Annotated in this window: 24 protein-coding genes and 1 tRNA gene; 7 read left to right on the top strand and 18 right to left on the bottom strand. The window is 72.7% G+C overall.

Annotation, left to right across the window (positions count from 1 at the left end; genetic code table 11):
• Complete coding sequence (locus Q8R60_19895) at positions 1-711, bottom strand: glycosyltransferase family 2 protein (protein MDP3714734.1); 711 nt, start codon at positions 709-711, stop codon at positions 1-3.
• A gap of 62 nt (positions 712-773) precedes the next feature.
• Here Q8R60_19895 and Q8R60_19890 point away from each other — a divergent pair, with 62 nt between their 5' ends.
• Positions 774-1,721 carry an SDR family oxidoreductase gene (locus tag Q8R60_19890; protein MDP3714733.1) on the top strand — a complete coding sequence of 316 codons (948 nt, stop codon included), beginning with the start codon at positions 774-776 and terminating at the stop codon, positions 1,719-1,721.
• 90 nt (positions 1,722-1,811) lie between these two features.
• On the opposite strand, the gene Q8R60_19885 is transcribed toward Q8R60_19890, so the two are convergent.
• From Q8R60_19885 to Q8R60_19850, 8 genes are all read right to left on the bottom strand, one after another.
• Positions 1,812-2,441, bottom strand: a complete 630-nt coding sequence (locus tag Q8R60_19885) for a response regulator transcription factor (GenBank protein ID MDP3714732.1) — start codon at positions 2,439-2,441, stop codon at positions 1,812-1,814.
• Complete coding sequence (locus Q8R60_19880; GenBank protein ID MDP3714731.1) at positions 2,438-4,345, bottom strand: histidine kinase; 1,908 nt, start codon at positions 4,343-4,345, stop codon at positions 2,438-2,440. Before Q8R60_19880 ends, Q8R60_19885 begins: the two co-directional genes overlap by 4 nt.
• A gap of 13 nt (positions 4,346-4,358) precedes the next feature.
• On the bottom strand, positions 4,359-4,628 hold the full coding sequence (locus Q8R60_19875) for a hypothetical protein (GenBank protein MDP3714730.1): 270 nt from the start codon (positions 4,626-4,628) through the stop codon (positions 4,359-4,361).
• A gap of 209 nt (positions 4,629-4,837) precedes the next feature.
• A tRNA-Leu gene (locus tag Q8R60_19870) sits at positions 4,838-4,914 on the bottom strand.
• Between the two features lie 108 nt (positions 4,915-5,022).
• Positions 5,023-5,499, bottom strand: a complete 477-nt coding sequence (bcp, locus tag Q8R60_19865; GenBank protein MDP3714729.1) for a thioredoxin-dependent thiol peroxidase — start codon at positions 5,497-5,499, stop codon at positions 5,023-5,025.
• A 33-nt stretch (positions 5,500-5,532) separates the two neighbouring features.
• Positions 5,533-6,414 (bottom strand): metal ABC transporter permease, encoded by an 882-nt coding sequence (locus tag Q8R60_19860; protein MDP3714728.1) that lies wholly within the window; start codon positions 6,412-6,414, stop codon positions 5,533-5,535.
• Complete coding sequence (locus Q8R60_19855) at positions 6,411-7,166, bottom strand: metal ABC transporter ATP-binding protein (GenBank protein ID MDP3714727.1); 756 nt, start codon at positions 7,164-7,166, stop codon at positions 6,411-6,413. Before Q8R60_19855 ends, Q8R60_19860 begins: the two co-directional genes overlap by 4 nt.
• Positions 7,163-8,176, bottom strand: coding sequence for a metal ABC transporter substrate-binding protein (locus Q8R60_19850; GenBank protein ID MDP3714726.1), 1,014 nt, complete (start codon positions 8,174-8,176; stop codon positions 7,163-7,165). Before Q8R60_19850 ends, Q8R60_19855 begins: the two co-directional genes overlap by 4 nt.
• A gap of 74 nt (positions 8,177-8,250) precedes the next feature.
• On the opposite strand from Q8R60_19850, the gene Q8R60_19845 reads away from it, so the two are divergent.
• Together Q8R60_19845 and Q8R60_19840 are read left to right on the top strand one after the other, a co-directional pair.
• Positions 8,251-10,104, top strand: a complete 1,854-nt coding sequence (locus tag Q8R60_19845; GenBank protein ID MDP3714725.1) for a glycoside hydrolase family 15 protein — start codon at positions 8,251-8,253, stop codon at positions 10,102-10,104.
• A gap of 31 nt (positions 10,105-10,135) precedes the next feature.
• The gene (locus Q8R60_19840; GenBank protein ID MDP3714724.1) at positions 10,136-10,738 is read left to right on the top strand and encodes a DUF3618 domain-containing protein; all 603 of its coding nucleotides are present in this window, start codon (positions 10,136-10,138) and stop codon (positions 10,736-10,738) included.
• A gap of 55 nt (positions 10,739-10,793) precedes the next feature.
• On the opposite strand, the gene Q8R60_19835 is transcribed toward Q8R60_19840, so the two are convergent.
• The 6 genes from Q8R60_19835 to Q8R60_19810 all read right to left on the bottom strand — a co-directional run bounded on the left by Q8R60_19835 (position 10,794) and on the right by Q8R60_19810 (position 16,276).
• The gene (locus tag Q8R60_19835) at positions 10,794-11,441 is read right to left on the bottom strand and encodes a hypothetical protein (GenBank protein MDP3714723.1); all 648 of its coding nucleotides are present in this window, start codon (positions 11,439-11,441) and stop codon (positions 10,794-10,796) included.
• A 217-nt stretch (positions 11,442-11,658) separates the two neighbouring features.
• Positions 11,659-12,612: a VWA domain-containing protein gene (locus tag Q8R60_19830; GenBank protein ID MDP3714722.1), complete on the bottom strand. Its 954-nt coding sequence runs from the start codon at positions 12,610-12,612 to the stop codon at positions 11,659-11,661.
• A 2-nt stretch (positions 12,613-12,614) separates the two neighbouring features.
• The gene (locus Q8R60_19825) at positions 12,615-13,547 is read right to left on the bottom strand and encodes a DUF58 domain-containing protein (protein MDP3714721.1); all 933 of its coding nucleotides are present in this window, start codon (positions 13,545-13,547) and stop codon (positions 12,615-12,617) included.
• A 1-nt stretch (position 13,548) separates the two neighbouring features.
• Positions 13,549-14,586, bottom strand: a complete 1,038-nt coding sequence (locus Q8R60_19820) for a MoxR family ATPase (GenBank protein ID MDP3714720.1) — start codon at positions 14,584-14,586, stop codon at positions 13,549-13,551.
• A gap of 11 nt (positions 14,587-14,597) precedes the next feature.
• Positions 14,598-15,551: a VWA domain-containing protein gene (locus Q8R60_19815; GenBank protein MDP3714719.1), complete on the bottom strand. Its 954-nt coding sequence runs from the start codon at positions 15,549-15,551 to the stop codon at positions 14,598-14,600.
• Between the two features lie 233 nt (positions 15,552-15,784).
• Positions 15,785-16,276, bottom strand: coding sequence for an Lrp/AsnC family transcriptional regulator (locus Q8R60_19810; protein ID MDP3714718.1), 492 nt, complete (start codon positions 16,274-16,276; stop codon positions 15,785-15,787).
• A 56-nt stretch (positions 16,277-16,332) separates the two neighbouring features.
• Between Q8R60_19810 and Q8R60_19805 the strand changes: the two genes are divergently transcribed.
• The 4 genes from Q8R60_19805 to Q8R60_19790 are packed head-to-tail and all read left to right on the top strand — an operon-like array spanning position 16,333 to position 18,515.
• Positions 16,333-17,175: an N-dimethylarginine dimethylaminohydrolase gene (locus tag Q8R60_19805; GenBank protein ID MDP3714717.1), complete on the top strand. Its 843-nt coding sequence runs from the start codon at positions 16,333-16,335 to the stop codon at positions 17,173-17,175.
• Positions 17,176-17,194: 19 nt separating this feature from the next.
• A complete protein-coding gene (locus tag Q8R60_19800) occupies positions 17,195-17,635 on the top strand; it encodes a nitroreductase family deazaflavin-dependent oxidoreductase (GenBank protein MDP3714716.1) in 441 nt (146 codons plus the stop codon).
• A complete protein-coding gene (locus Q8R60_19795) occupies positions 17,635-18,141 on the top strand; it encodes a PPOX class F420-dependent oxidoreductase (GenBank protein MDP3714715.1) in 507 nt (168 codons plus the stop codon). The genes Q8R60_19800 and Q8R60_19795 overlap by 1 nt, the downstream gene beginning before the upstream one ends.
• A gap of 2 nt (positions 18,142-18,143) precedes the next feature.
• Positions 18,144-18,515 carry a nuclear transport factor 2 family protein gene (locus Q8R60_19790; protein MDP3714714.1) on the top strand — a complete coding sequence of 124 codons (372 nt, stop codon included), beginning with the start codon at positions 18,144-18,146 and terminating at the stop codon, positions 18,513-18,515.
• Between the two features lie 13 nt (positions 18,516-18,528).
• On the opposite strand, the gene Q8R60_19785 is transcribed toward Q8R60_19790, so the two are convergent.
• From Q8R60_19785 to Q8R60_19775, 3 genes are read right to left on the bottom strand one after another with little or no spacing between them, the layout of a single operon-like run.
• Positions 18,529-19,011 (bottom strand): MarR family transcriptional regulator, encoded by a 483-nt coding sequence (locus tag Q8R60_19785; protein ID MDP3714713.1) that lies wholly within the window; start codon positions 19,009-19,011, stop codon positions 18,529-18,531.
• A 12-nt stretch (positions 19,012-19,023) separates the two neighbouring features.
• Positions 19,024-22,230 (bottom strand): methylmalonyl-CoA mutase family protein, encoded by a 3,207-nt coding sequence (locus Q8R60_19780; protein MDP3714712.1) that lies wholly within the window; start codon positions 22,228-22,230, stop codon positions 19,024-19,026.
• A gap of 45 nt (positions 22,231-22,275) precedes the next feature.
• Positions 22,276-23,052: a hypothetical protein gene (locus Q8R60_19775; protein ID MDP3714711.1), complete on the bottom strand. Its 777-nt coding sequence runs from the start codon at positions 23,050-23,052 to the stop codon at positions 22,276-22,278.
• Positions 23,053-23,063: the final 11 nt, after the last annotated feature.

Here is a 23,063-nt window from a genome sequence, read left to right as displayed (position 1 = left end):
TCAGCGCAGTGCGCGCCGGCGGCTCTGGCCTGCGCGGACGCGCTCGCGCGACAGGATCCAGAGCGCCTCGACGCCGTCCTTCCAGGTGAGCTTCTTGCCCTCCTCGCGGCTGCGGGCCTTGTAGGTGATCGGCACCTCGAAGGGACGCAGGCCGCGCGCCAGCAGCTTGGCGGTCACCTCGGCCTCCATGCCGAAGCCGGCCGCCTCGACGGCGAGCTCGCGGTAGAGGTCGAGCGGCAGCAGCTTGAAGCAGGTCTCGAGGTCGCTGATCCAGCAGTCGAACAGCACGTTGGCGGCCATCGTCACGCTCTTGTTGCCGAGGACGTACCAGAAGCTGTACGCCGTGTGGCTGCCGAACGTGCGGGTGCCGTAGACGACCACGGCCTCGCCGGCGAGCACGGGCGCGAGCAGGGTCGGGATCTCCTCGGGGGCGTACTCCAGGTCGGCGTCGCAGATGATCATGTAGTCGCCGGTGGCGTGCTTCGCCGCCGTGCGGATCGCCGCGCCCTTGCCCTGGTTGACAGCGTGGTGGTGGACCGACAGCCGGGGGTCCTCGACCTGCGCGAGGACCCCGCGCGTGCCGTCGGTGGAGCCGTCGTCGACGACGACGACCTCGAGCTCGCACGGGTAGTCGACGTCGAGGATGCGCTTGAGCGCGGCCTGGGCGGTGCCAGCCTCGTTGAACACGGGCACCAGGACCGAGAGCTTCACCCGCTCAGGCTAGCGGTCGGAGGGCCTCCAGCCCGGCAGGTCCGCGGCTAGGGTCTGTCGGCATGACACGCGTGGTGGTGACCGGCGGGGCCGGCTTCCTCGGGTCGCACCTGTGCACCCGGCTGCTCGACGACGGCGCGGAGGTGGTCGCGCTCGACAACTTCGTCACCGGCACCCCGGAGAACGTCGCGCACCTCACCGAGCGCGACGGCTTCCGGCTCGTCAAAGCCGACATCACCGACTACGTCCATGTGCCCGGACCGGTCGACCAGATCCTGCACTTCGCCTCGCCCGCCTCGCCGATCGACTACCTGCAGCTGCCCATCGAGACCCTCAAGGTCGGCTCGATCGGGACCCTGCACGCCCTCGGCCTGGCCAAGGAGAAGGGCGCGCGCTTCATCCTCGCCTCGACCTCGGAGACCTACGGCGACCCGCAGGTCCACCCGCAGCCCGAGACCTACTGGGGCCACGTCAACCCGGTCGGCCCGCGCGGGGTCTACGACGAGGCCAAGCGCTACGCCGAGGCCCTGACGATGGCCTACCGCCGCACCCACGGCGTCGACACCGGCATCCTGCGCATCTTCAACACCCATGGTCCGCGGATGCGACCCAACGACGGTCGGGCGATCCCGGCCTTCACGTCGCAGGCGCTCACCGGCAAGCCGATCACGGTCGCCGGCGACGGCTCGCAGACCCGCTCGATCATCTACGTCGACGACCTCGTCGAGGGCATCATGCGGCTGCTGCGCTCCGACCTCGCCGGGCCCGTCAACGTCGGCAACCCGCACGAGGTGTCGGTGCTCTACCTCGCCGAGACCATCAAGCGGCTGGTCGGCTCGGACTCGCCGATCACCTTCATCGAGCGGCCCGTCGACGACCCGTCGATCCGCCAGCCCGACATCACCCTCGCCCGCCGCGAGCTCGGCTGGGAGCCCAAGGTCGACTTCGAGGACGGCCTGTCGCGCACCATCGAGTGGTTCCGCACCCACCCCGAGCTCATCCAGGTCTGACCCGTGGTGAGGTGACCTCGTCAGGACGGTCATGCAGGGCCTCATGGTCGCTGGCCGCGGACGTGAGGCCGGCGGCGCCCTCGCGTCGCCTCAGGCGCCCAGACCGTGCTCCCTGCCGATGGCGACGGCGTGGACACGGTCCCTGGCCCGCAGCTTCACCAGGATCGACGAGACCTGGTTGCGGACGGTCTTGAGACTGACGACGAAGTGGTCGGCGATCTCCGCCGTGCTCCGCCCCTCCACCATGAGGGACAGCACCTCCCTCTCCCGCGGCGTCAGCTGCGGGAGGACGCTCGACGCGCTCGCCCGACCACCGCTCGCGAAGTGCCGGGTGATGCGCTCCATGACCTGCGAGCCGAACAGCCCGTCTCCGGCGGCCACGGCGAGCACCGCCCGCGTGAGCTCCTCCGGCCCGGTCGACTTGTGGAGGTAGCCGTGCGCCCCGGCTCGCAGCGCGGCGTAGACCGACGCGTCGTCGTCGTGGCTGGTCAGGACGAGCACCGAGACCCCCTGGCCGACGAGGTCGCGGATCGCGTCCAGCCCGCTCCCGCCGGGCATCTCCAGGTCGAGCAGGACGAGGTCGGCATCGCCCGCCGCCGCGAGCGCCGCGGCGGCGGAGTCGACAGCGCCGGTCACCTGCACCCCGGGCACGGTGGCGAGGAGCGCGCACAGGCCGTCGCGGTACAGCGGGTGGTCCTCCGCCACCAGGACTCGGGTCATCGGTCGGCGCCCCCGCTCACCGGCAGCACGGCCTCGAGCCGGGTGCCTCCGCCGTCCTCGAGCGGGGTGAGGGCGAGGTGTCCGCCCAGCTCGCGCACGCGGCTCCGGCAGCCCCGGATCCCGTTGCCCTCCTGGTCGGGGGCGGGCGGTCCGCAGCCGTCGTCCGCCACCTCCACGCTGAGCCGGGTCTCGTCCTGGCGGACCCGGACCTGCACGGCGCCGGCGCCGCTGTGGCGAAGCGCGTTGGCCACGCCCTCGACGGCCACGCGGTAGGCGACGACCTCCACGTCCGGCGGCACGGCGGGCACCCCCTCCACGACGAGCGTGACGCGGCACTGACCGGCGTGCGACAGCTCGTCGACGCGCCGCTCGAGGGCCGCGACCAGTCCCAGCTCGGCCAGCCCCGGCGGCGCGAGACCGGCGAGCACGCGCCGGACGACGCCGGTCGTCGCTCGGGACTCGTCAGCCACGCGGGCCAGCAGCTGCTCGGCGCCGTCCGGGTCGTCGTGGACCCGGGCACGGGCCGCGCCGACGGACAGGGCAATGCCCGCGAGCGAGGGGCTGAGCTCGTCGTGGAGGTCGCGACGGAGACGGGCCCGCTCCTCCTCTCGGCTGGCCACGAGCCGCTCGCGCGAGGCGGCGAGGTCGTCGGCGAGCCGTCCGGCGTAGAGCGCGACCGCGGCCTGCCGCGCGAGGTCGTGCAGCAGCGCCGTGTCGTGGGCCGACAGCGCCTGCTCCCCGACCCGTGGCGCTACCCGCAGCACGCCGAGCCGGTGCCCGGCGTGCTCGAGGACGAAGTCCCCCGGCCGCCCCAGGTCGTCGGTCAGCAGCTCGACGGAGGGGCTTCGGATCGCCGCGCGCACCGCGTCCACCACGCGGTCGGCGACCTCCTCGGGGGCCACGGCGCCGGCCAGCTGCTGACCAAGGCGCTGCAGCGCGCGCCCCGGCTCGTCGCGGTCGCCGTAGAGCGCCCGGTCGACGAGGCGCTGCGCCGCCTGGCGGACGGTCCCGAAGGCCAGGGCGGTCGCGACCGCGAGCACTGCCGACACTGCCGGGCGGCCGGGTGACGCTCCCGTGGCGCCCGCCGCGGCCGCGAGGGTCACGTACGCCAGGAGCAGGACCACCGACGTCGTGCTCAGCACGAGCGCCCGGTTCACCACGATGTCGAGCTCGTACAGCCGTCCGCGCACGATCGCGAGACCCAGGGAGGCCGGGAGCACCCCGAGGACGTACGCCGTGGCCGGACCGTCCAGGGCGGTGATGTCCAGCGCGCTGAGGACGGCACCCGTCGCGTACAGCGGGAGGAGGCTGGCCGCTCCGACCACGAACCAGGTGTAGGGCGTGCGCTCCTCCCCGCTGGCCCGCCGCCACGTCCGCACCAGTTCGCCGATGCGGACGACCCCGGCGAGGACGACGACGACGACAGCACCGCGGGCCGCGGCCGAGGCGACCCCGTCGCGTCCTGCGACGACCACCAGCAGCGCTGCAGCCGACAGCAGCGCGACCTGGCCCCGCTGCACTGCGCGCCACCGTCCGCGCGCCCGGTCCGGGAAGGCCACGACGAGGAGGGCGAGCACCGGCAGGGTCCCGACGAAGAGCACGTCGCCGAGGCGATCGGAGACCCAGCTCGAGCGCTGCCAGTCCTGGCTCAGCACCCTCGCCGTGACGCTCAGGAGCTGAGCGCTCGCGAGCACGGCGAGGCACCGCCCGACCGTCGTCCCAGGACGGCGGTCGGCCAGCAGCGCAGCCACGAGCGAGGCCGGCACGGCGCCCGCCAGCAGCCACCAGGAGTCCGACCCGCCCGTCCGGTTGTGACCACCCAGGGCCAGGACCAGGAGCGCGACGCACAGGAGCACGGTGTGGAGCAGCAGGAGCGCCAGGGCGCGGCGCCGCGGCAGCCCCATGTCACCCACCCCCTCAGGCCCCGACGGCTGAGCGGCCCCCCCGCTGCCGCGCGACCAGCAACGTACCGCCGACGGTCAGCAGCAGCAGGACGATCTGCGCCGCCCAGAAGCCTGCTGTGAGTGAGTGGTCGGAGCCTGTCGAGTCGTCCTCGAACAGGCGCACCCCGACGGTGAGGTACAGGGTGACGAGCGCCCACACCGCGAGGCCGGCGACGAGCCCAGGGCGGGCGCGCCGGGTGGTGAAGGCGACGACCGCGCCGACGATGACCGCGAGAACTGCCACAGCTGACTCCCTTGCACAGTGCCGGCCGAGTTGCCGACGGACCGAGGCTGCCGCCGGCAGAGGTCCCGCGTCATGAGGCAGCCGACCTCGCCCCGCGGGACGTCGAGCCGGGCACCCGTCCGGGCAGGAGCCAGATGCTCCGGAGGAGAGCCTCCACAGCTGCGGGGGAACCTCTTGCAGTCAAGGACCAGACGCTCGCGGTGTCCTCGTGGTGGGGCCGACGGGAGTCGAACCCGCACTGGAACGGACCTAAACCGTTTGCCTCCTGCCGTTGGGCTACGGCCCCGCGCGCAGCCTACGAGGGCGACGGGTCGACAGCACATGGGCACGCGTCAGGACGACCTCTGAGCGGGAGCCCCCGACACGGTGTGCTGGTGATCTTTGGGGTCTCGCGTCAGGCCAGGCCGAGGTCGCGGGTGAGCTTGGCGACGTGGCCGGTGGCCTTGACGGCGTAGCCCGCGTGGGTCAGGACGCCCTTCTCGTCGATGACGAAGGTCGAGCGGATGACGCCGGTCACCGTCTTGCCGTAGAGCTGCTTCTCGCCGTAGGCGCCGTAGGCCGTCAGGACCTCCTTCGACGGGTCGGACAGCAGCGGGAAGGACAGGCCCTCGGCGTCGCGGAAGCGCGCGAGCTTCTCCGGCGCGTCCGGCGACAGGCCGATCACGTCGTACCCCTGGCTCTGCAGGAAGGACAGCGAGTCGCGGAAGTCGCAGGCCTGCTTGGTGCAGCCCGGGGTGGAGGCGGCGGGGTAGGCGTAGAGGACGACCTTGCGACCGAGGTACGACGACAGCGTCACCGGCACGCCGTCGGCGTCCGGCAGGGTGAAGTCGGGGGCCGTGTCGCCAGGGGCGAGGCGGGGGGTGACGGGCATCGAGCGGCCTCTCGGGTCAGGGTCGGCGCGAGGCTAGCGGACCGCGACGGGCGCGACGGCGGGCTCGTGGGCGTGGTCGTCGAGGCCGGCGGCGCGGCGCAGGCCTCGGCGTCCGGTGACGAGCAGGACGACGGTGAAGGCGAGCGCCTCGACGAGGACGATCGTGGTGCCCGAGGGGATCTCGAGGTGGTAGCTGGCGTACATCCCGATCGCGCCGCCGAGGGCCCCGAGGGTGCTCGACAACCACAGCATCCGGGAAAAGGAGTCGGTCAGCATCCGGGCGACGACGGCCGGGATGACGAGGGTGGCCGCGACGAGCGTCACGCCGATGATCTGCAGCGTCGCGAGGATCGACATCGACAGCACGACCATGAGCAGCGCGTCCATGCGCTTGACGCTGACACCGCTCACGTCGGCGACCTCGGGGTCGAAGGTGGTGAAGAGGAACGACCGGTAGAGCAGCGTGAACGTCGCGGCGGTGAGGACGAGCGTCGCCAGCAGCAGCCACAGGTCGCCGTTGTCGACCCCGAGGATGCTGCCGAACAGCAGCGCGTCGAAGGCCGGGCCCTTGGTGCCGAAGCGGGTGAGCAGGGCGACGCCAAGGGCGAAGGACGCGGTCGTCACGACGCCGATCGCCGCGTCGGCGCCGATCTTGCGACTGCGCGCCACGGCGTTGATGAGCAGCGCGGAGCCGAGCCCCCAGGCCCCGGCGCCGAGGATGATCGGGACGCCGAGCAATGGAGCCGCGGCGTAGCCACCGAAGATGGCGTGCGACAGGCCGTGGCCGATGTAGCTCATGCCGCGCAGCGTGATGAAGACGCCGATCAAGCCGCACAGCGCGCCGGCGAGGACCGCGGCGTAGAGGCCGCGGACGAGGAAGTCGAACTGCAGCGGCTCGAGCAGGTAGTCGATCACCCGGCCGCTCCGAGGACGGAGCCGTCGACGACGACGGGGATGCCGAGGTGCTGCAGGACGTCCATGCGGGCTCCGAAGGTGCGCTCCAGGACGTCGGGAACGATCACCTCCGACGGCGGGCCGGAGGCGAGGACGCGACCGTTGAGCGCGACGAGATGGGGCAGGTGCGCGGCCATGCCGTTGAGGTCGTGAGTGGTGAGCAGGATTGACAGGCCGTCGCGGTTGAGGTCGTCAAGCAGGTGCAGCACCTCGTGGCGGGTGGCGATGTCGACGCCGGACGTCGGCTCGTCCATGAGCAGCAGCTGCGGTCGGCGCAGCAGCGCCCGGGCGATGAACATCCGCTGCTGCTGGCCGCCGGAGAGCTCGCGGATGTGCCGGCGCGAGAGGTCGCCGATGCCGAGCTGCTCCAGCACCCGGGCGACGTCGGCCTTCTCGGCGGCGGTCGCCCAGGGCAGCTGGCGTCGCGACTGGCGGGCCATGAGGACGCACTCGCCGACCGTGACCGGGAAGTTCCAGTCGACGGTGTCGAGCTGTGGGACGTAGCTGACGGCGGTGCCCTTGGCGCGGGTCACGGTGCCGTGCGTCGGGGAGACGGTCCCCAGAAGCAGCCGCAGCAACGAGGTCTTGCCCGAGCCCGACGGGCCGACGACCCCGGTGAAGTCACCGGGCATGACGCGGTAGTCGACGTCGCGCAGCACCGGCGTACCGCCGTAGCCGAAGGTGACGTGGTCGAGGGCGATCAGCGGCGTCACTGCGGGTAGTCCGCCGTGTCCGGGGCGACGTCCGCGACGTCGAGGGCGTCGAGGGCGGTCGACGTGCCGCCGAGGCCGGTGATCATCGTGCGGTAGTCGTAGCGCATCAGCCCGAGCCATGAGTGCTCGCTCTCGCCGGGCTTCCCGGGCAGGTCGTCGTCGAGCAGCGACGCCTCGTAGCGCGCGCCGGTCTCCTTGCCGATCTGCTCGAGCACCTTCGACGGGAAGACCTCGGAGCCGAAGATGACCGGGACCTTGCGCTCCCGGATCTGCCTGATGATGCGGGCGACCTCCTTGGGCTGCGGGTCCTCGAAGTTCGACGGCTGGACGGCACCGATGACGTTCCAGCCGTAGGTCTTGGCGAAGTAGGCGTAGGCGTCGTGGTAGGTCAGCAGCTCCTTCTTGCCGCCCGGGATCGTCGCCTGGTCCTTCTTCAGCGCGGTGGAGAGCGCGGTGGCCTTGCCGACGAAGGCGGTGTGGTTGGCGCGGTAGTAGTCGGCGTTGGCCGGGTCCTTCTCGACGAGGGTGTCCTTGATGACGTCGGCGTACTTCGCGGCCCAGGTCGGGTCGGTCCACAGGTGCGGGTTGGGCTTGCCGTCCTTCTTGGGGAAGGAGAAGTCGTAGATGTAGTCCGACTCGGGCAGGACCTCGTCGCCGAGCTTGACGATCGTGGCGGCGTCGGGGGTGTTGGCCTCGGCGAGGTCGAAGGTCGGCTCCTCGAGCTGCAGCCCGTTGACGAAGACGACGTCGGCCTTCTCCATGACCGCGGCGGCTTGGGGAGGAGGCTCGAAGGTGTGGCTGTTGGTGCCCTCCGGCACGATGCCGGTGATCTGCACGCGGTCGCCGCCGATGTTGGCGGCGATCGAGGTGAGGGGGGCCACCGTCGTGACGACGCGCAGCCGCCCGGAGTCGCTCGTCGGGGCGTCAGAGGGGTCTGGGGTGCCCGTCGCGCAGGCGGAGAGCAGGAGCGGGAGGGTCGCGCAGAGCAGGGCGCGACGGTGCAGGGTCACGTCCTGCACGTTAGTCGCTGTTGCGAATGGTTCGCAACAGGAGTCGCGCCTCTCGGGGTGGGCATGATCAGTCGGTGACCCGTGCCCCGGAACCCGGCCTGCTCATCGAGGACTACGCGGTCGTGGGCGACACCCACACGATGGCACTGATCGGCCGCAACGGCTCGGTGGACTGGTTGTGCCTGCCGGCCTTCGACAGCGCGGCCGCCTTCGCGTCGCTGCTCGGTGACGAGCAGAACGGCCGCTGGCAGGTCTGCCCGGCCGGCCTCGCTGACGGAGCGGTCCTCGAGACGACCCGTCGCTACCGCGGCGACTCGCTCGTGCTGGAGACCGAGTGGCGCACCGCGACGGGGCTCGTGCGGCTCACCGACGCGATGCCACCGAGGGACGCCTCCGCCGACCTCATACGTCGGGTCGAGTGCCTCGAGGGCGAGGTGCAGATGGCGATGCGCTGGGTCATCCGCTTCGCCTACGGCGGGGCGACCCCCTGGGTGCGACGGATCACCGACGCCCATGGGCGGCCGGCGCTGTGGGCCGTGGCCGGCCCGGACGCCGTCCTGCTCCGCGGCGACGTGCTGCCCGAGGCGGACCACCGTGGCGTCGACCGCGCGCACCACGCGCGCTTCACGGTGGCCGAGGGCGACGTCCTCGACTGGTCACTCGTGTGGGCACCGTCGCACGAGCCGCTGCCGGCGCCCCCCGATGTCGGAGCGGGTCTCCAGCAGACCGAGCGGTTCTGGTCGGAGTGGTCCGCGCGCACGTCGTACGACGGTCCGCGGGCCGACCTCGTGCGCCGCTCGCTCGTCACGCTGAAGGCGATGACCTACCACCCGACGGGCGGCATCGTGGCCGCGCCGACGACCTCGCTGCCTGAGCTGATGGGCGGCAGTCGCAACTGGGACTACCGCTACTGCTGGCTGCGCGACGCCACCCTCGTCGTCGACGCGCTGCTCTCGTGCGGCCACACCGAGGAGGCCCAGCAGTGGCAGGCCTGGCTGCTGCGCGCGGTGGCCGGCTCGCCCGACGAGCTGCAGATCGTCTACGGCCTCAAGGGCGAGCGCATGCTGCCCGAGCTCGAGCTCGAGCACCTCGCGGGTTACGAGGGCAGCCGGCCGGTGCGGATCGGCAACGCCGCGGCCGAGCAGTTCCAGCTCGACGTTTACGGCGAGGTGATGGCGGCGCTGGCGACAGCGCGTGACGCCGGGATCGACGGCGACGCCTTCGCATGGGCGGTGCAGCGCTCGGGACTCAGGCGGCTCGAGCAGGTCATGGACGAGCCGGACTTCGGGATCTGGGAGGTGCGCGGCGAGAAGCGGCACTTCACGCACTCCAAGCTCATGGTCTGGGTCGCCTTCGACCGGGCGGTGCGGGCCGTCGAGGAGCACGGTCTCGAGGGGCCGGTCGAGCACTGGCGGGCCCTGCGCGACCGGGTGCACGCGGAGGTCTGCGACAAGGGCTGGAGCGAGACCTGCCAGGCCTTCACCCAGTCCTACGGCAGCGACGCCCTCGACGCGAGCCTGCTCGTCATGCCGCTCGTCGGCTTCCTGCCCGGCGACGACCCTCGGGTGCTGTCGACGATCGACGCCATCTGCTCGACGCTGCGGACAGGCCCGCTCGTCGCGCGCTACGAGACCATCGAGGAGCTCGACGGGCTGCCGCCGGGGGAGGGCTCGTTCCTCGCCTGCTCGTTCTGGCTGGTGAGCGCCCTCGCGCTCGCCGGCCGGGTCGGCGAGGCGACGTCGCTGTTCGAGGAGCTGTGCGACCTCGCCAACGACGTCGGGCTGCTCGCCGAGGAGCACGACGGGACCCGCATGACGGGCAACTTCCCGCAGGCCTTCAGCCACCTGGCGCTGGTGTCGGCCGCGACGACCCTGGCCACGGTCGCGGGTGGTTCCTCCGCCGCAGGGCAGGGCAGGGCAGGATCATGAGCGCAGCACCCGAGTCATGGAGGAGAGCCGCGTGAGCAGCGACAGCCAGGGGACACCGCCGGTACGACGGGCCCGCACCGCCGCGGAGGCCCGCGAGGCCGCGCCGACGCCGGAGTCGCTCGCCGCGGAGATCGCCGAGACCCGGGAGGAGCTGGCCGCCACCGTCGACGCGATCGCCGACAAGGTCAGCCCGAAGCGGGTCGCCAAGCGCACGACGAAGAAGGCCGGCGACGCGGTCAAGGACGGCGCGTCCGCGGCCAAGGACAAGGTCACCGACGCCGCGGACAGCGTATCGGAGACCGTGACCGAGGCGGCCAAGGACGCCGGCAGCGCGGTCAAGGCCGTCAAGGCGGCGGCGAAGCGGGCGCCGAGGAAGGCCACTCCGAAGCCCGCCTCGGTCGCACCCGCCGCGGAACCGGTCACTGAGCCAGCGGCAGCGTCCGCCCCCCAGGCTGCGGTCGTCCCCGACGCCGTCACCCACCCGCAGGTCACGCCGTCGACCCTCCTGCGCTCACCGGTCGCGCCCCCGCCCGCCCCGCCGCAGGTCCCCGGCATGAACAAGCGGGCCGTCGGCGTCGGGGGCGGCGCGGTCATCGCCCTGCTGCTCTGGCGCTGGTGGCGCCGGCGCCACTAGCGCGCACACGCCGACGGCCGGCCCCGTGGGGGACCGGCCTTCGTCGTACCTGGGGTCAGGCGGTGCTGCTGGAGGTCGTTGCAGGAGTCTCGGCGGGGGCCTCCTGCATGTGGTGACCGCGCGCGGGGCGGACCTTGTCGACGGACTCGGTGATGCGGGCGGTCAGGGTCGCCTTGCGCTCGTCGGCCTGCGCCTGCGTGATCTTGCCGTCGGTGACGGCCTGGGCGAGCTTGGCCTCGGCGGCCTTGACGAGCGCGGCGATGAGGTCCGCCTTGCTGACGTCGTTGGCCTCGGCCACCTGGGCGAGGGCCTTGCCGGCAGCGAGCTGGGCCTTGAGCTCGGCCTCGGTGATGCCGATCGCGGTGGCGGCGGCGTCGAGGCCGGCGCCGAAGCCGCGCCCGCCAGGGCCGTGCCCGCGCCCGTCCGGGCCGTGCCCGCGCCCGCGCCCGCCGGGGCCACCGGGCGGGAGGCTCTCGGCGAGGGTGGTGGCGACCTTGTCGGCCTGCGCCTGGGTGAGGGTCTTGTCGGTGACGAGGCCCTTGAGGGCGTCCTTGATCCTGGTGACGCGGTCGCCCACGGCGGTGGCCGTGGAGGTCTCGCTGGTGGCCGCGGTCGCCATCGCCGGGGCCAGTACGACGCCGGTCGCGAGACCGCCGAGCCCGAGGGACGTGGCCAGGACCAGGGTGCCTGCCTTCTTGCGCATGACGTGCTCCTCATCGAGGGGTGGACGGGTGGTTCCCGTCCTGGTGCTCACCAGGGTCGGCCGCCCACCTGCAACCGCCCTGTCACCAACCTGGCAGGTGACTGGCAGCCGCACCAGGGGTGCGGCGCGACTCCCAGGACACTCCCAGGAAGGGCGAGAGGCGGTACGCCGAAGGGCCGGACCGATGGCGCGGTCCGGCCCTGACCGAGCGGTCGGGCTACAGCAGGCGCGGTGACCAGACGAGGGTCGCCGCGCAGGCCCCGAGGGCGGCCACGAGGGCGAGGCCGGCGAGGCGGGCGCTGACGTCACGCCGCTCCTGCGTGGTGCCGACCTGCGCACCGATGTCGGCGTAGACGCCCGAGAGCTCCTCGCCGCTCTCCGCGGAGTAGGCCTGGCCACCAGTCCCCTCGGCGAGCCCGGCGAGGGCAGGGCCGTCGACCGGGACGGGGATGAGCCGGCCCTGGACCGTGACGACGCCGTCCGGCGTGCCGTAGGCGATGGTGCTCACCGGGACTCCCGCAGCCGTGGCCTGCTCGACCGCGGTCGACAGCGGTCGGCCCGCGGTGTTGGCGCCGTCGGACAGCAGCACGATGCGGGCGGGTGCCGGCACGCCGCTGTCGGCATTGGCTGTGGCGACGGCCTGCAGCGAGGCGAGCACCGCCTCGCCGATGGCGGTCGACGGGCCGAGCTGCAGCGCGGCGATGGCGGTCTTGACCGACTCGTGGTCGGTCGTCGGCGGCACCACGATCGAGGCGCTGCCGGAGAAGCTGACCAGCCCGACGTCGAAGGTGTCGGGCAGCCGCTCGACGAAGGCCTGCGCGGACTCCTTCGCGGCGCTGATGCGGTCGGGGCTGACGTCGGTCGCCATCATCGACGCGGAGACGTCGAGGGTGACGATGACGGTGGCCCGCTCGCGTGGCACGGAGACCTCGGCGGTCGGCTCGGCCCAGGCTGCCGTGGTGCCGGTGAGGGCGAGCAGCAGCAGGGCTGCTGGCAGGTGCCGCAACCACCGGGAGCGCTTCGGCACGACCGACAGCAGCAGCTCGAGCTCGGGGAAGCGCACGGCGTAGCGGCTGCGCCGGCGCTGCCGCCAGAGGTGCACAGCGGCGAGGACCGGGACGAGCAGGAGCAGCCAGAGCCGGCCAGGAGCGGCGAAGTCGATGCCTCCCACGGTCATCTCCTCCTGGCGCGCGAGGCGGTGCCGCGGGTGCGCGTGCGGTGCTGCAGGAACGACGCGAAGTCCACCAGCCAGTCGGAGTCCGTGCGCAGCACGACGTGGGACGCACCGGCGGTCCGCACGGCTGCGGCGTTGCCTGCGCGGCGCGCGGCCGCGGCCGCGGCGTAGCGCTCTCGCACGGCCCTGGTCGTCGCGACGTCGACCTCGCGGCCGCTCTCGGGCTCCACCAGGCGCAGCGTGCCGACGTCGGGCAGGGTCAGCTCGCGGGGGTCGAGCACCTCGACGACCATCGTGTCGTGGCGCTGCCCGACCAGGGCCAGCGGGCGCTGCCACGTCTCGGCCGGCTCGAGCAGGTCGCTGATGACGACGACGAGCCCGCGGCGGCGGGGTGGCACGAGCAGTCCCTGCAGTGCCAGCGACAGTGGTGGGCCGGCCCCGTCGGCGCGGGGTTCCTGGAGCACCGTGTGCAACGTCGCGAGGACCGCGTCGCGGCCGGCCCTCGGTGCGATCCGCTTGGTGCCGGCCGGGGTGAGCAGCACGGCGCCGGTGCGGTCACCGGCGCCCCGGGCCAGGTGCAGCAGGGCCGCGCACACCGAGATGGCGAGGTCGCGCTTCTCCGTCGTCCGCGTCCCGAAGGCCATCGACCCGGTGAGGTCGAGCAGGATCGTCGTCTCGAGCTCGCGCTCCGACACCGTGGTGCGCACGTGCGTCTCGCCGGTGCGGGCCGTCACCGACCAGTCGATGCGGCGTACGTCGTCACCGAGGCCGTAGGGACGCGCCTCCGCGGGCTCGCTGCCCGGACCGGGCAGGAAGCCCAGGTGCTCGCCCTGCAGGAGGCCGTCGAGCCGGCGCGCGACCTGCAGCGACAGCCGGCGTACGACGGACTCCGACGGCAGCGGTGGTGGTGGCAGTGACGTCACCCTGCGCATGTCAGGCCACCCCGGACTGCGGCGGAGCGGGGAGGTAGTGGCCGGCGTCCTGCGACGGCGCGACGTGAGGGGGCGTGACGACGGCGAGGACCTGCGCGACGACGTCGGCGCCGGTCTTCTCCTCGGCCAGCGCCTCGTAGGTGAGCACGATGCGGTGGGCGAGCACGTCGACGGCGAGGTCGCGGATGTCGTCGGGCATGACGTAGTCGCGACCGCGCATGAGGGCCAGGGCGCGGGCCGCCTGGACCAGGCCGATCGACCCGCGCGGCGACGCGCCGTGCGCGATCCAGCGGGCGCCGTCGGCGACCTTCCAGGCCTCGGGGTCGCGGGTGGCCATGACGAGGCGGACGGCGTACTCCGCGACGGCGTGGTGCACGAACACCTCGTCGGCCGCGGTCTGCAGGGCCACCAGGTCCTCGAGGGAGAGCACCTGGGTGGCGTGCGGCCGCGAGGCCGACATCCGCCGCACGATCTCCATCTCCTCGTTCATCGTCGGGTGACCGACGACGACCTTCATGAGGAAGCGGTCGCGCTGCGCCTCGGGCAGCGGGTAGACGCCCTCGCTCTCGATGGGGTTCTGCGTCGCGAGCACCAGGAACGGGTTGGGCAGCTTGTGGGTGACGCCACCGAGCGAGACCTGCCGCTCGGCCATCACCTCGAGCAGGGCGGACTGCACCTTGGCGGGTGCACGGTTGACCTCGTCGGCGAGCACCAGGTTGGCGAAGACCGGGCCGAGCTCGACGCTGAAGGTCTCGCTCGACGCGCGGTAGATCCGGGTGCCGACGATGTCGCTGGGCACGAGGTCGGGAGTGAACTGCAGGCGGACCGAGCTGCCGCCCACGACGGTGGCCAGCGTCTCGACGGCCAGCGACTTCGCGACGCCGGGCACGCCCTCGAGCAGGCAGTGGCCGCGGGCGAGCAGCGCCACGACGATGCGCTCGACCATGCGGTCCTGTCCCACGATGACCTTCTTGACCTCCATCAGGGCCTGCTCGAGCTGGTCCTGCGGGGCTCGGCGGGAGGAGCGGGACGTGGTCATGGGGAGGTCCTTCACAGGAGTCGGCTGCTGAAGAGCAGGGAGGGCACGGCGGTGAGCACGAGCAGGAGTCCGGCGACGCCGGCGAAGCGGGAGGCGAGGTCCTCTGTGACGCGCTCCTGGACGACGTCGGTGCCGATGTCGGCGTAGACCTCGGTGAGCTGGTCGCCGGTGGCGGCCTGGTAGGCCTTGCCGCCGGTGGCGTCGGCGATCTGCTGGAGCACGACGGGGTCGACGGGCACGGCCACCTGACGGCCCTGTGACTCCACGACGCCGTCGGCGGTGCCGTAGGCGATCGTCGTCACAGGGACGCCGGCGTCCACCGCGGCCTGGATGCCGATCTCGACCGGTGAGCCCTCGGTCGAGCCCCCGTCGGCGATCAGCACGATGCGGGCGGCGTTGGCGTCCTCGTTGCCCGTGCGGGACATCGCGGCGAGCGAGGTGAGGATCGCGTCGCCGAGGGCTGTGCCACCGAAGAGGTTGAGGTCGTCGAGCTCGGCGGCGACGGAGGCGTGGTCGTCCGTGGGAGCGGCGACGAGCCGGGTGCCCTTGTTGAAGATGACCAAGCCGACCTCGATGTCCTCGGGCAGCGCCTCGATGAACTCCTTGGCTGCGGCCGTCGCGACGCTGAAGCGGTCGGGGCTGACGTCGGTCGCGAGCATGGAGGACGACGTGTCGAGAGCGATCACGATCGTCGCCCGCTCGCGCTCCTCGGTGGCATCCCGCTGCGGCTGCGCCCAGGCCACGGACAGCGAGGTCGTCGCGAGCAGCAGCGCGGCGGGGACGAGCAGCCGCAGCCGACCCGCTCGCCGGGGGGCGACGCTGGGGAGCAGCGCCGCGTCGGCGAAGGGCTCCCTGCCGCGTCGCAGGCCGCGCACCACGAGCACACCCGCGAGGGCTGCCACGACGACGAGCACCCACAGCCGGCCCGGGTGGGCCAGGGTGATGCCGGTGTCGATCTCGGTCACGGGCCCTGCCTCTCGTCGGGTGGTGCCCAGACCGTCGCGCTCGGGTCTGTGCGCCGCCTTGCCTGCTGCTGCGTGCCTGTTGTGAGCCTCCGCGACGCGGTGTGAAGGGCGGGTGAGGCCTCGCGGACGCGCCTTCTCAGGGCAACGTCTCCGGGAGGGTCCTGCGTGCCCGCGAGGGGGTCTCGCGTCCTACGTCGTGGCAGGTGCCGTGGCACCGCTGGTCGCGGGGAGCATCAGCTGCGCGGCCGGTCGATGAGCCGAGAGAGCACGATGGTGCTCTCGGTGTGGTCGACGTTGGGTTCGGCGCGGACCCGTTCGATCGCTCGCTCGAGCTGCTGCATGTCAGCGGCCAGCATGTGGACCAGGGCGTCGGCCTTGCCGGAGACCGTGCAGGCCCCGACGACCTCGGGGACCTTCTCGAGTGCCCGGCGCAGGTCGGGCGGTGCGACGGTGCCCTTGCAGTAGACGTGGACGTAGGCCTCGGTCGACCAGCCCAGGGCCGCGGGGTCGACGACGGCGGTGAAGCCGCGCAGCGCGCCGGACGCGAGCAGCTTGTCGACCCGGCGCTTGACGGCGGGCGCGGACAGGCCGACCTCCGCGCCGATCTCGGCGAAGGTCGCCCGGCCGTCCCGGAGCAGGCAGCTGATCACCTGGGCGTCGAGCGCGTCCACGCTGCCTCCGCAACAGATCGTCGAATGTGGCTGAGAGACGCAACAGAACCACATCTGATGCGCAACGGACAGCGATTGCTTGCGTAGACTGCCTCTCCTACGGTCATCACATGACCCTGCTGGACACCCGCCCCGCCGCCGACACCACCCGCATTGCGCGCCCGCGCCGCTACCTGATGTGCGCCCCCGAGCACTTCGAGGTCAGCTACGCGATCAACCCGTGGATGGACCCGACGGCCACCGTCGACCGGGCGCTCGCGCTGTCGCAGTGGGACGCGCTGCGCCGCACCTACCTCGGGATCGGCCACGACGTCGAGACGATCGCGCCGGTGCCTGGGCTGCCGGACATGGTCTTCGCGGCCAACGGCGGCCTCGTCGTCGAGGGTCGGGCCCTGGGCGCCCGCTTCACCTTCCCCGAGCGCGCGGCCGAGGGTCCGGCGTACCTCTCCTGGCTCGCTGCCGCCGGGCTCGACGCGGCCGTCGAGCCGGTCCACGTCAACGAGGGCGAGGGCGACTTCCTCGTCGTCGGCGAGCTCGTCCTCGCCGGCACGGGCTTTCGCACCCACCCGGGTGCGCACGCCGAGGTGCAGGAGCACTTCGGGGTGCCGGTCGTGTCGCTTCAGCTGGTCGACCCGCGCTACTACCACCTCGACACGGCCCTCGCGGTGCTCGACGACACCACCGTCGCCTACTACCCCGGTGCCTTCAGCGCGGGCAGCCTCTCGGTGCTGCGGCGGCTCTTCCCGGACGCGATCCTCGCGAGCGCCGAGGACGCCGCGGTGCTCGGTCTCAACGCCGTGTCCGACGGTCGCCACGTCGTGCTGCCGACGGTCGCGACCCGGCTCGCCGCGCAGCTGGCCGACCGCGGCTTCGTGCCCGTCGGGGTCGATCTGTCGGAGCTGCTCAAGGCCGGCGGCGGCGCGAAGTGCTGCACCCTGGAGCTGCGCGGGTAGAACACGTTACGGTCGGCACATGCCGATCGAGGGTGAGTACGAGCCGTCCGCCTGGGAGCCCGTCGCCGAGCAGGTCCGCCTCTACGAGGAGACCGGCGGCGTCGAGGGGCGCGAGTGGAGGGGCGGGATCTGCATCGTCCTGACCACGCTCGGTGCGAAGAGCGGGAAGGTCCGCAAGACGCCACTCATGCGGGTCGAGCACGAGGGCAGCTACGCCGTCGTCGCCTCGCTCGGCGGCGCCCCGCAGCACCCGGTCTGGTACCACAACGTCGTCGCCCACCCGCTCGTCGAGCTCCAGGACGAGGCGGTCAAGCGCGACTACGTCGCCCGCGAGGCGACCGGTGAGGAGAAGGCGACCTGGTGGGTGCGGGCCGTCGAGGCCTGGCCCGACTACGACACGTACCAGGCCTCGACCGAGCGGGTCATCCCGCTGTTCGTCCTCGACCCGGTGACCTCCTGATGGGCGTCAACCAGCGCGCCGCCATCACGATGGACGACGCCGAGGTCGCGGGGTTCCTGGAGGAGCAGCGCGTCGCGACGCTGGCCACCGTCGGTCCCGAGGGGCTGCCCCACCTCGTCGCCATGTGGTACGCCGTGATCGACGGCCAGCTGTGGTTCGAGACCAAGGCCAAGTCGCAGAAGGCCGCCAACCTGCGTCGCGACCCGCGCTGCACGGTGATGGTCGAGGCCGGCCACACCTACGACGCGCTGCGCGGCGTCGCGCTCGAGGGCCGGGCCGTCGTCGTCGACGACCCCGACGCGCTGTGGGCCGTCGGCGTCTCGGTGTGGGAGCGCTACACCGGCCCCTACACCGAGGAGATGCGGCCCTTCGTCGAGGTGATGCTCGCCAAGCGCGTGGCCGTGCGCCTCGACGTCGACCGGACCCGCACCTGGGACCACCGCAAGCTCGGCATGGCCCCGATGGACCTCGGCGGCACCACCGCCCCCTCCATCACGGCGTCGTAGCCGTGGGTGAGGCGTCCCAGGTCGTCGGCGACCTCTTCGCCCGGCTCGCGGCACGCGACCTGGAGGGCGCGCGCGGGCTGTGGGCCGACGGCGCGGTCTACCACGTCACCGGCAGCCACGCCGGAGCGGGGGACCGCGGCCCCGACGACTACCTGGCCTTGCTCGCCGAGTGGTTCCACCACTACCCCGACTACGCCGTCGACGGGTTCCGGATGACGGCGTACGACGACGAGGTCGTCGTGGCGCACCTGGTCACCCGGGGAGGCCCGGCCCCGGGAAAGGCCTCCGGGTTGATGGTCTTCCGGGTCGAGCGCGGGCTGGTGACCGAGGGCTGGGGGATCCCCACCTTCGCCGGCGGCGCGCTGCCGTTCTGAGACGTCGGGCGGGTCAGAGGTCGCCGGCGTCGCGGCGGAGGTCGGTGAGGACGTCGACCAGCTCACGGGTGCGGTCGGGGGACAGGCCGGGGCGGGCGAAGACCTCGGCGTTGAGGGCCTCGGTGGCCTTCAGGGCCGTACGACGGCCCTCGTCGGTGAGCGAGACCAGGGTCGCGCGCCCGTCGGTGGGGTGCGGCAGCCGCTCGACGAGGCCGGCGGCCTCGAGGCGGTCGACCGCGTTGGTGACCGACGTGGGATGGACCTGCAGCCGCTCGCTGGCCTTCTTCAGCGGCATCGAGCCGCGGCCGCTGAAAGACAGCAGCGTGAGCAGTTCGTAGCGGGCGAAGGTCAGCCCGAGCGGCCGCAGCACCTCGTCGACGCGGGCCTGCAGCAGCTGTTGCGCGCGCATGACCGACGTGACGGCAGCCATGCCGTCGGCGGCGTCGGCCCAGCCCTGCGCCACCCACTGGCGGCGGGCCTCGGCGATCAGGTCCACGACTGGACCGGACTAGACATTGCGGCGGTACTGCCCGCCTACCTCGAAGAAGGCCTCGCTGACCTGGCCGAGCGAGCAGTGCCGCACGGCCTCCATGAGTGCCGCGAAGACGTTGTCACCGGTGGTGGCAGCCTGCTGCAACGCGGCCAGGGCGGCCGGGGCCTCCGCGGCGTGGCGGCGCTGGAAGTCGGCGAGGCGGACCAGCTGCGACTCCTTCTCCGACTCCGTCGCGCGGGCGAGCTCGACCGTCGCGGGCGCCTCATCGCGCTGCGGCGCGAGGAAGGTGTTGACGCCGACGATGGGCAGCGACCCGTCGTGCTTCTTGTGCTCGTAGAGCATCGACTCGTCCTGGATGCGGCCGCGCTGGTAGCCGGTCTCCATCGCGCCGAGGACGCCGCCGCGCTCGGCGATCCGGTCGAACTCCGCGAGCACGGCCTCCTCGACGAGATCGGTGAGCTCGTCGACGACGAAGGAGCCCTGCAGCGGGTTCTCGTTGGCCGACAGGCCCCACTCCTTGTCGATGACCATCTGGATCGCCAGCGCCCGGCGCACCGACTCCTCGGTCGGGGTGGTCACGGCTTCGTCGTAGGCGTTGGTGTGCAGGGAGTTGGCGTTGTCGTAGAGCGCGCACAGGGCCTGCAGGGTCGTGCGGATGTCGTTGAACGCCATCTCCTGCGCGTGCAGTGACCGGCCTGAGGTCTGCACGTGGTACTTCAGCTTCTGCGAGCGCTCCGACGCGCCGTAGCGCTCCTTCATCGCGACCGCCCAGATCCTTCGGGCGACGCGACCGATCACGGTGTACTCGGCGTCCATGCCGTTGCTGAAGAAGAACGACAGGTTGGGGGCGAAGTCGTCGATCGACATGCCGCGCTCGAGGTAGGCCTCGACGTAGGTGAAGCCGTTGGCGAGGGTGAAGGCAAGCTGGCTGATGGGGTTCGCCCCGGCCTCGGCGATGTGGTAGCCGGAGATGCTCACGGAGTAGAAGTTGCGGACCTCGTGCGCGACGAACCACTCGGCGATGTCGGCCATGCACCGCAGCGCGAACTCCGTGGAGAAGATGCAGGTGTTCTGGCCCTGGTCCTCCTTGAGGATGTCGGCCTGCACGGTGCCGCGGACGTTCTGCAGCACCCATGCACGCAGTTCGTCGAGCTCGGCGGAGTCGGGCTCGCGGCCCTCCTCGTCGCGGAAGCGGTCGAGCCGCTGGTCGATCGCGGTGTTGAGGAACATCGCGAGGATCGTCGGCGCCGGGCCGTTGATGGTCATCGACACCGACGTCGTCGGCGAGCACAGGTCGAAGCCGGCGTAGAGCTCCTTCATGTCGTCGAGGGTCGCGATCGAGACGCCCGACGTGCCGACCTTGCCGTAGACGTCGGGGCGCAGCTCGGGGTCGCGGCCGTAGAGCGTCACCGAGTCGAAGGCCGTCGACAGCCGGGTCGCGGGCTGGCCCTTCGACAGCACCTGGAAGCGGCGGTTGGTGCGGAAGGCGTCGCCTTCGCCGGCGAACATCCGCGCGGGCGCCTCGCCCTCGCGCTTGAACGGGAAGACCCCTGCGGTGTAGGGGAAGTGACCGGGGAGGTTCTCGCGGCGCAGGAACGACAGCAGCTCCGCGTCGTCCGTCGTCGTGGGCAACGAGACCCGTCGGACCTTGTTGCCGGACAGGGTGGTGCGGGTCAGCGCGGTGCGGATCTCCTGGCCGCGCACGGTGTAGACGAGCTCGTCACCGCGGTGCTCCTCGAGGGTCGCCGGCCAGCTGTCCAGCAGCGCCTGCGCGTCGGTCGCGACCGTGGTCGCGGCGAGCAGGCCGTTGAGCTCGGTGGGGTCCGTCACCAGGTCGCGGGCGGTGGTGAGGTGCTGGCGTCGACGGGCGAGCGCGGCCTGGCGCATGGTCTCGGCGTGGTAGCCGCGCACGACCGCGCTGATCTCGGCGAGGTAGCGCTCGCGGGCCGCGGGCAGCACCGACGTGAGGCCGGTCGAGGTCTTCGTCGCGACTCGTGGCAGCACGCCGGCGCCGGCTTCCAGGCCCTTGTCCACCAGCAGGTCGCGCACGTGGTGGTAGAGCGCGGTGACGCCGTCGTCGTGGAAGCGCGCCGCCGAGGTCCCGAAGACCGGCATGTCCTCCCATGACTGCCCGAAGGCCTCGCGGTTGCGCACCATCTGGCGAGCCACGTCGCGCCGCGCGTCCTCCGCGCCGCGGCGCTCGTACTTGTTGATGGCCACCACGTCGGCGTGGTCGAGCATGTCGATCTTCTCGAGCTGGGACGCCGCGCCGTACTCCGGGGTCATGACGTAGAGCGAGGCGTCGCAGAAGTCGGTGATCGTCGCGTCGCCCTGGCCCACGCCGGGGGTCTCGACGACGACGAGGTCGAAGCCCGCGGCCCGGCAGGTGGCGATGACATCGGCGAGGTGCTCGGGCACGGGCGAGCCGCTGGTGCGGGTGGCGAGCGAGCGGAAGAAGACGCTCGCCCCGGTCAGGCTGTTCATCCGGATCCGGTCGCCGAGCAGCGCCCCGCCGCCCTTGCGCCGGGTCGGGTCGATCGCGAGGACCGCGATCCGCAGCTTGTCCTCCTGGTCGAGCCGGAAGCGGCGCAGCAGCTCGTCGGTGAGGCTCGACTTGCCCGAGCCGCCGGTGCCGGTGATGCCGAGGACCGGCGTCGCGCCGGCCCGCTCGCGCAGGGCCGCCGCGAGCTCGGGGGAGCGGCCCTGCTCGACGACGGTGATCGCCCGGGCGAGGGCGGCGACGTCGCCGGACAGCACGGCGTCGAGGGTCGGCGGGGTCCCGGCGAGGTCGACGTCGCAGTCGCGGACCAGGGTGTTGATCATGCCGGCGAGGCCGAGCCGCTGGCCGTCCTCCGGGGCGAAGATGGTGACGCCACGGCTCCTCAGCAGCGCGATCTCCTCCGGGACGATGACGCCGCCGCCGCCGCCGAAGACCTGCACGTGACCGGCGCCGGCCTCGGCGAGGCGCTCCTTGAGGTAGCTGAAGTACTCGACGTGGCCGCCCTGGTAGGAGCTGACCGCGACGCCCTGCACGTCCTCCTGCAGCGCTGCGGTGACGACGGCCTCGACGCTGCGGTCGTGGCCCAGGTGGACCACCTCGGCGCCCTGCGATTGCAGCACCCGCCGCATGATGTTGATCGCGGCGTCGTGGCCGTCGAACAGGCTCGCCGCGGTGACGAAGCGGACCGGGTGGGCGGGCACGTGCAGGTCGACAGTGGCCATCCGCCGAGAATACGTGGATGTCCTAGTAGTTGTCACGCCCCTCGCTCAGAGGTCCCCCGGCAGGGCGCTCGGCGAGCTGTGGTGGGCATCGGGGACGACGATGCGCAGCAGCGGGCGCGGTGCCCTGCGCCGCGGTCGCGGCGGGTCGCTGCGGCGCACCGGGGGAGCGAACTCCAGCTCTGCGGGTGTCGTCGTGCGCGCCGCCACCAGCTTGGGGTCGCGCCGGTCGATGCGGTTCTGCACGAGCACGAAGACCACGACCGCCAGCAGGACGCCGAGCGGGAGCTGCGGGTCGCGGGCCGCGACGGAGAGCGACTCGCCGACCTGGGCGAAGGTCCGCCGGGCGGTCGAGTCGTCCTCGCGGCCGGCAGGGGTGGGTGGGGTGACGGACGCGTTCGGGCCGGCGGGCGTCGGGGTGGCCGAGGTCGTCAGGCGTACGACGGGAGCCGGTCGGAGGGCGGGCCTCGTCGTGGCTGCTGTCCTGGCTGCTCTGGTCGCGGGTCTGGTCGCGGCTGTGGTGGCGGCGGCCCGGGTCGGCGCGGCCGAGGCGGCCGTCGTGGGCGCCGTCATCGGTGCGGTCGTGGAGCTCGCCGTGGGCTGTGCGGTGGCGGCGGGGGTCGGCTTGCCGCCGCCCTTCCCAGGCGGGCTGGGCTTGGGCGAGGGCGAGGGTGACTTCGGCGCGGCCTGCGCGCCGGCGGGGGCGGGCGCTGCGGCGGCTGCCGGGCTGCTGACGAGGGTGGTGGCGGTCAGCAGGAGCGGGAGCGCGACGAGGCTCACCGCTGCGGCCCGGCGCGAGCGGCGCGGGGGCTGGGACCGGCGCACGTCTCCGACGT

Source organism: Mycobacteriales bacterium (assembly GCA_030697205.1).
GTDB lineage: Bacteria > Actinomycetota > Actinomycetes > Mycobacteriales > SCTD01 > JAUYQP01.
The sequence above is the reverse complement of the archived record's forward strand: the minus strand, read 5'-3'. Positions and strand labels throughout refer to the sequence as shown.

Bases quoted from the DNA above. Each gene is read 5' to 3' on its own strand.
- Q8R60_19890 (MDP3714733.1), top strand. From the start codon at position 774: ATGACACGCGTGGTGGTGACCGGCGGGGCCGGCTTCCTCGGGTCGCAC.
- Q8R60_19885 (MDP3714732.1), bottom strand. From the start codon at position 2,441: ATGACCCGAGTCCTGGTGGCGGAGGACCACCCGCTGTACCGCGACGGC.
- Q8R60_19880 (MDP3714731.1), bottom strand. From the start codon at position 4,345: ATGGGGCTGCCGCGGCGCCGCGCCCTGGCGCTCCTGCTGCTCCACACC.
- bcp (MDP3714729.1), bottom strand. From the start codon at position 5,499: ATGCCCGTCACCCCCCGCCTCGCCCCTGGCGACACGGCCCCCGACTTC.
- Q8R60_19835 (MDP3714723.1), bottom strand. From the start codon at position 11,441: ATGCGCAAGAAGGCAGGCACCCTGGTCCTGGCCACGTCCCTCGGGCTC.
- Q8R60_19825 (MDP3714721.1), bottom strand. From the start codon at position 13,547: ATGCGCAGGGTGACGTCACTGCCACCACCACCGCTGCCGTCGGAGTCC.
- Q8R60_19820 (MDP3714720.1), bottom strand. From the start codon at position 14,586: ATGACCACGTCCCGCTCCTCCCGCCGAGCCCCGCAGGACCAGCTCGAG.
- Q8R60_19810 (MDP3714718.1), bottom strand. From the start codon at position 16,276: ATGTGGTTCTGTTGCGTCTCTCAGCCACATTCGACGATCTGTTGCGGA.
- Q8R60_19805 (MDP3714717.1), top strand. From the start codon at position 16,333: ATGACCCTGCTGGACACCCGCCCCGCCGCCGACACCACCCGCATTGCG.
- Q8R60_19800 (MDP3714716.1), top strand. From the start codon at position 17,195: ATGCCGATCGAGGGTGAGTACGAGCCGTCCGCCTGGGAGCCCGTCGCC.
- Q8R60_19795 (MDP3714715.1), top strand. From the start codon at position 17,635: ATGGGCGTCAACCAGCGCGCCGCCATCACGATGGACGACGCCGAGGTC.
- Q8R60_19780 (MDP3714712.1), bottom strand. From the start codon at position 22,230: ATGGCCACTGTCGACCTGCACGTGCCCGCCCACCCGGTCCGCTTCGTC.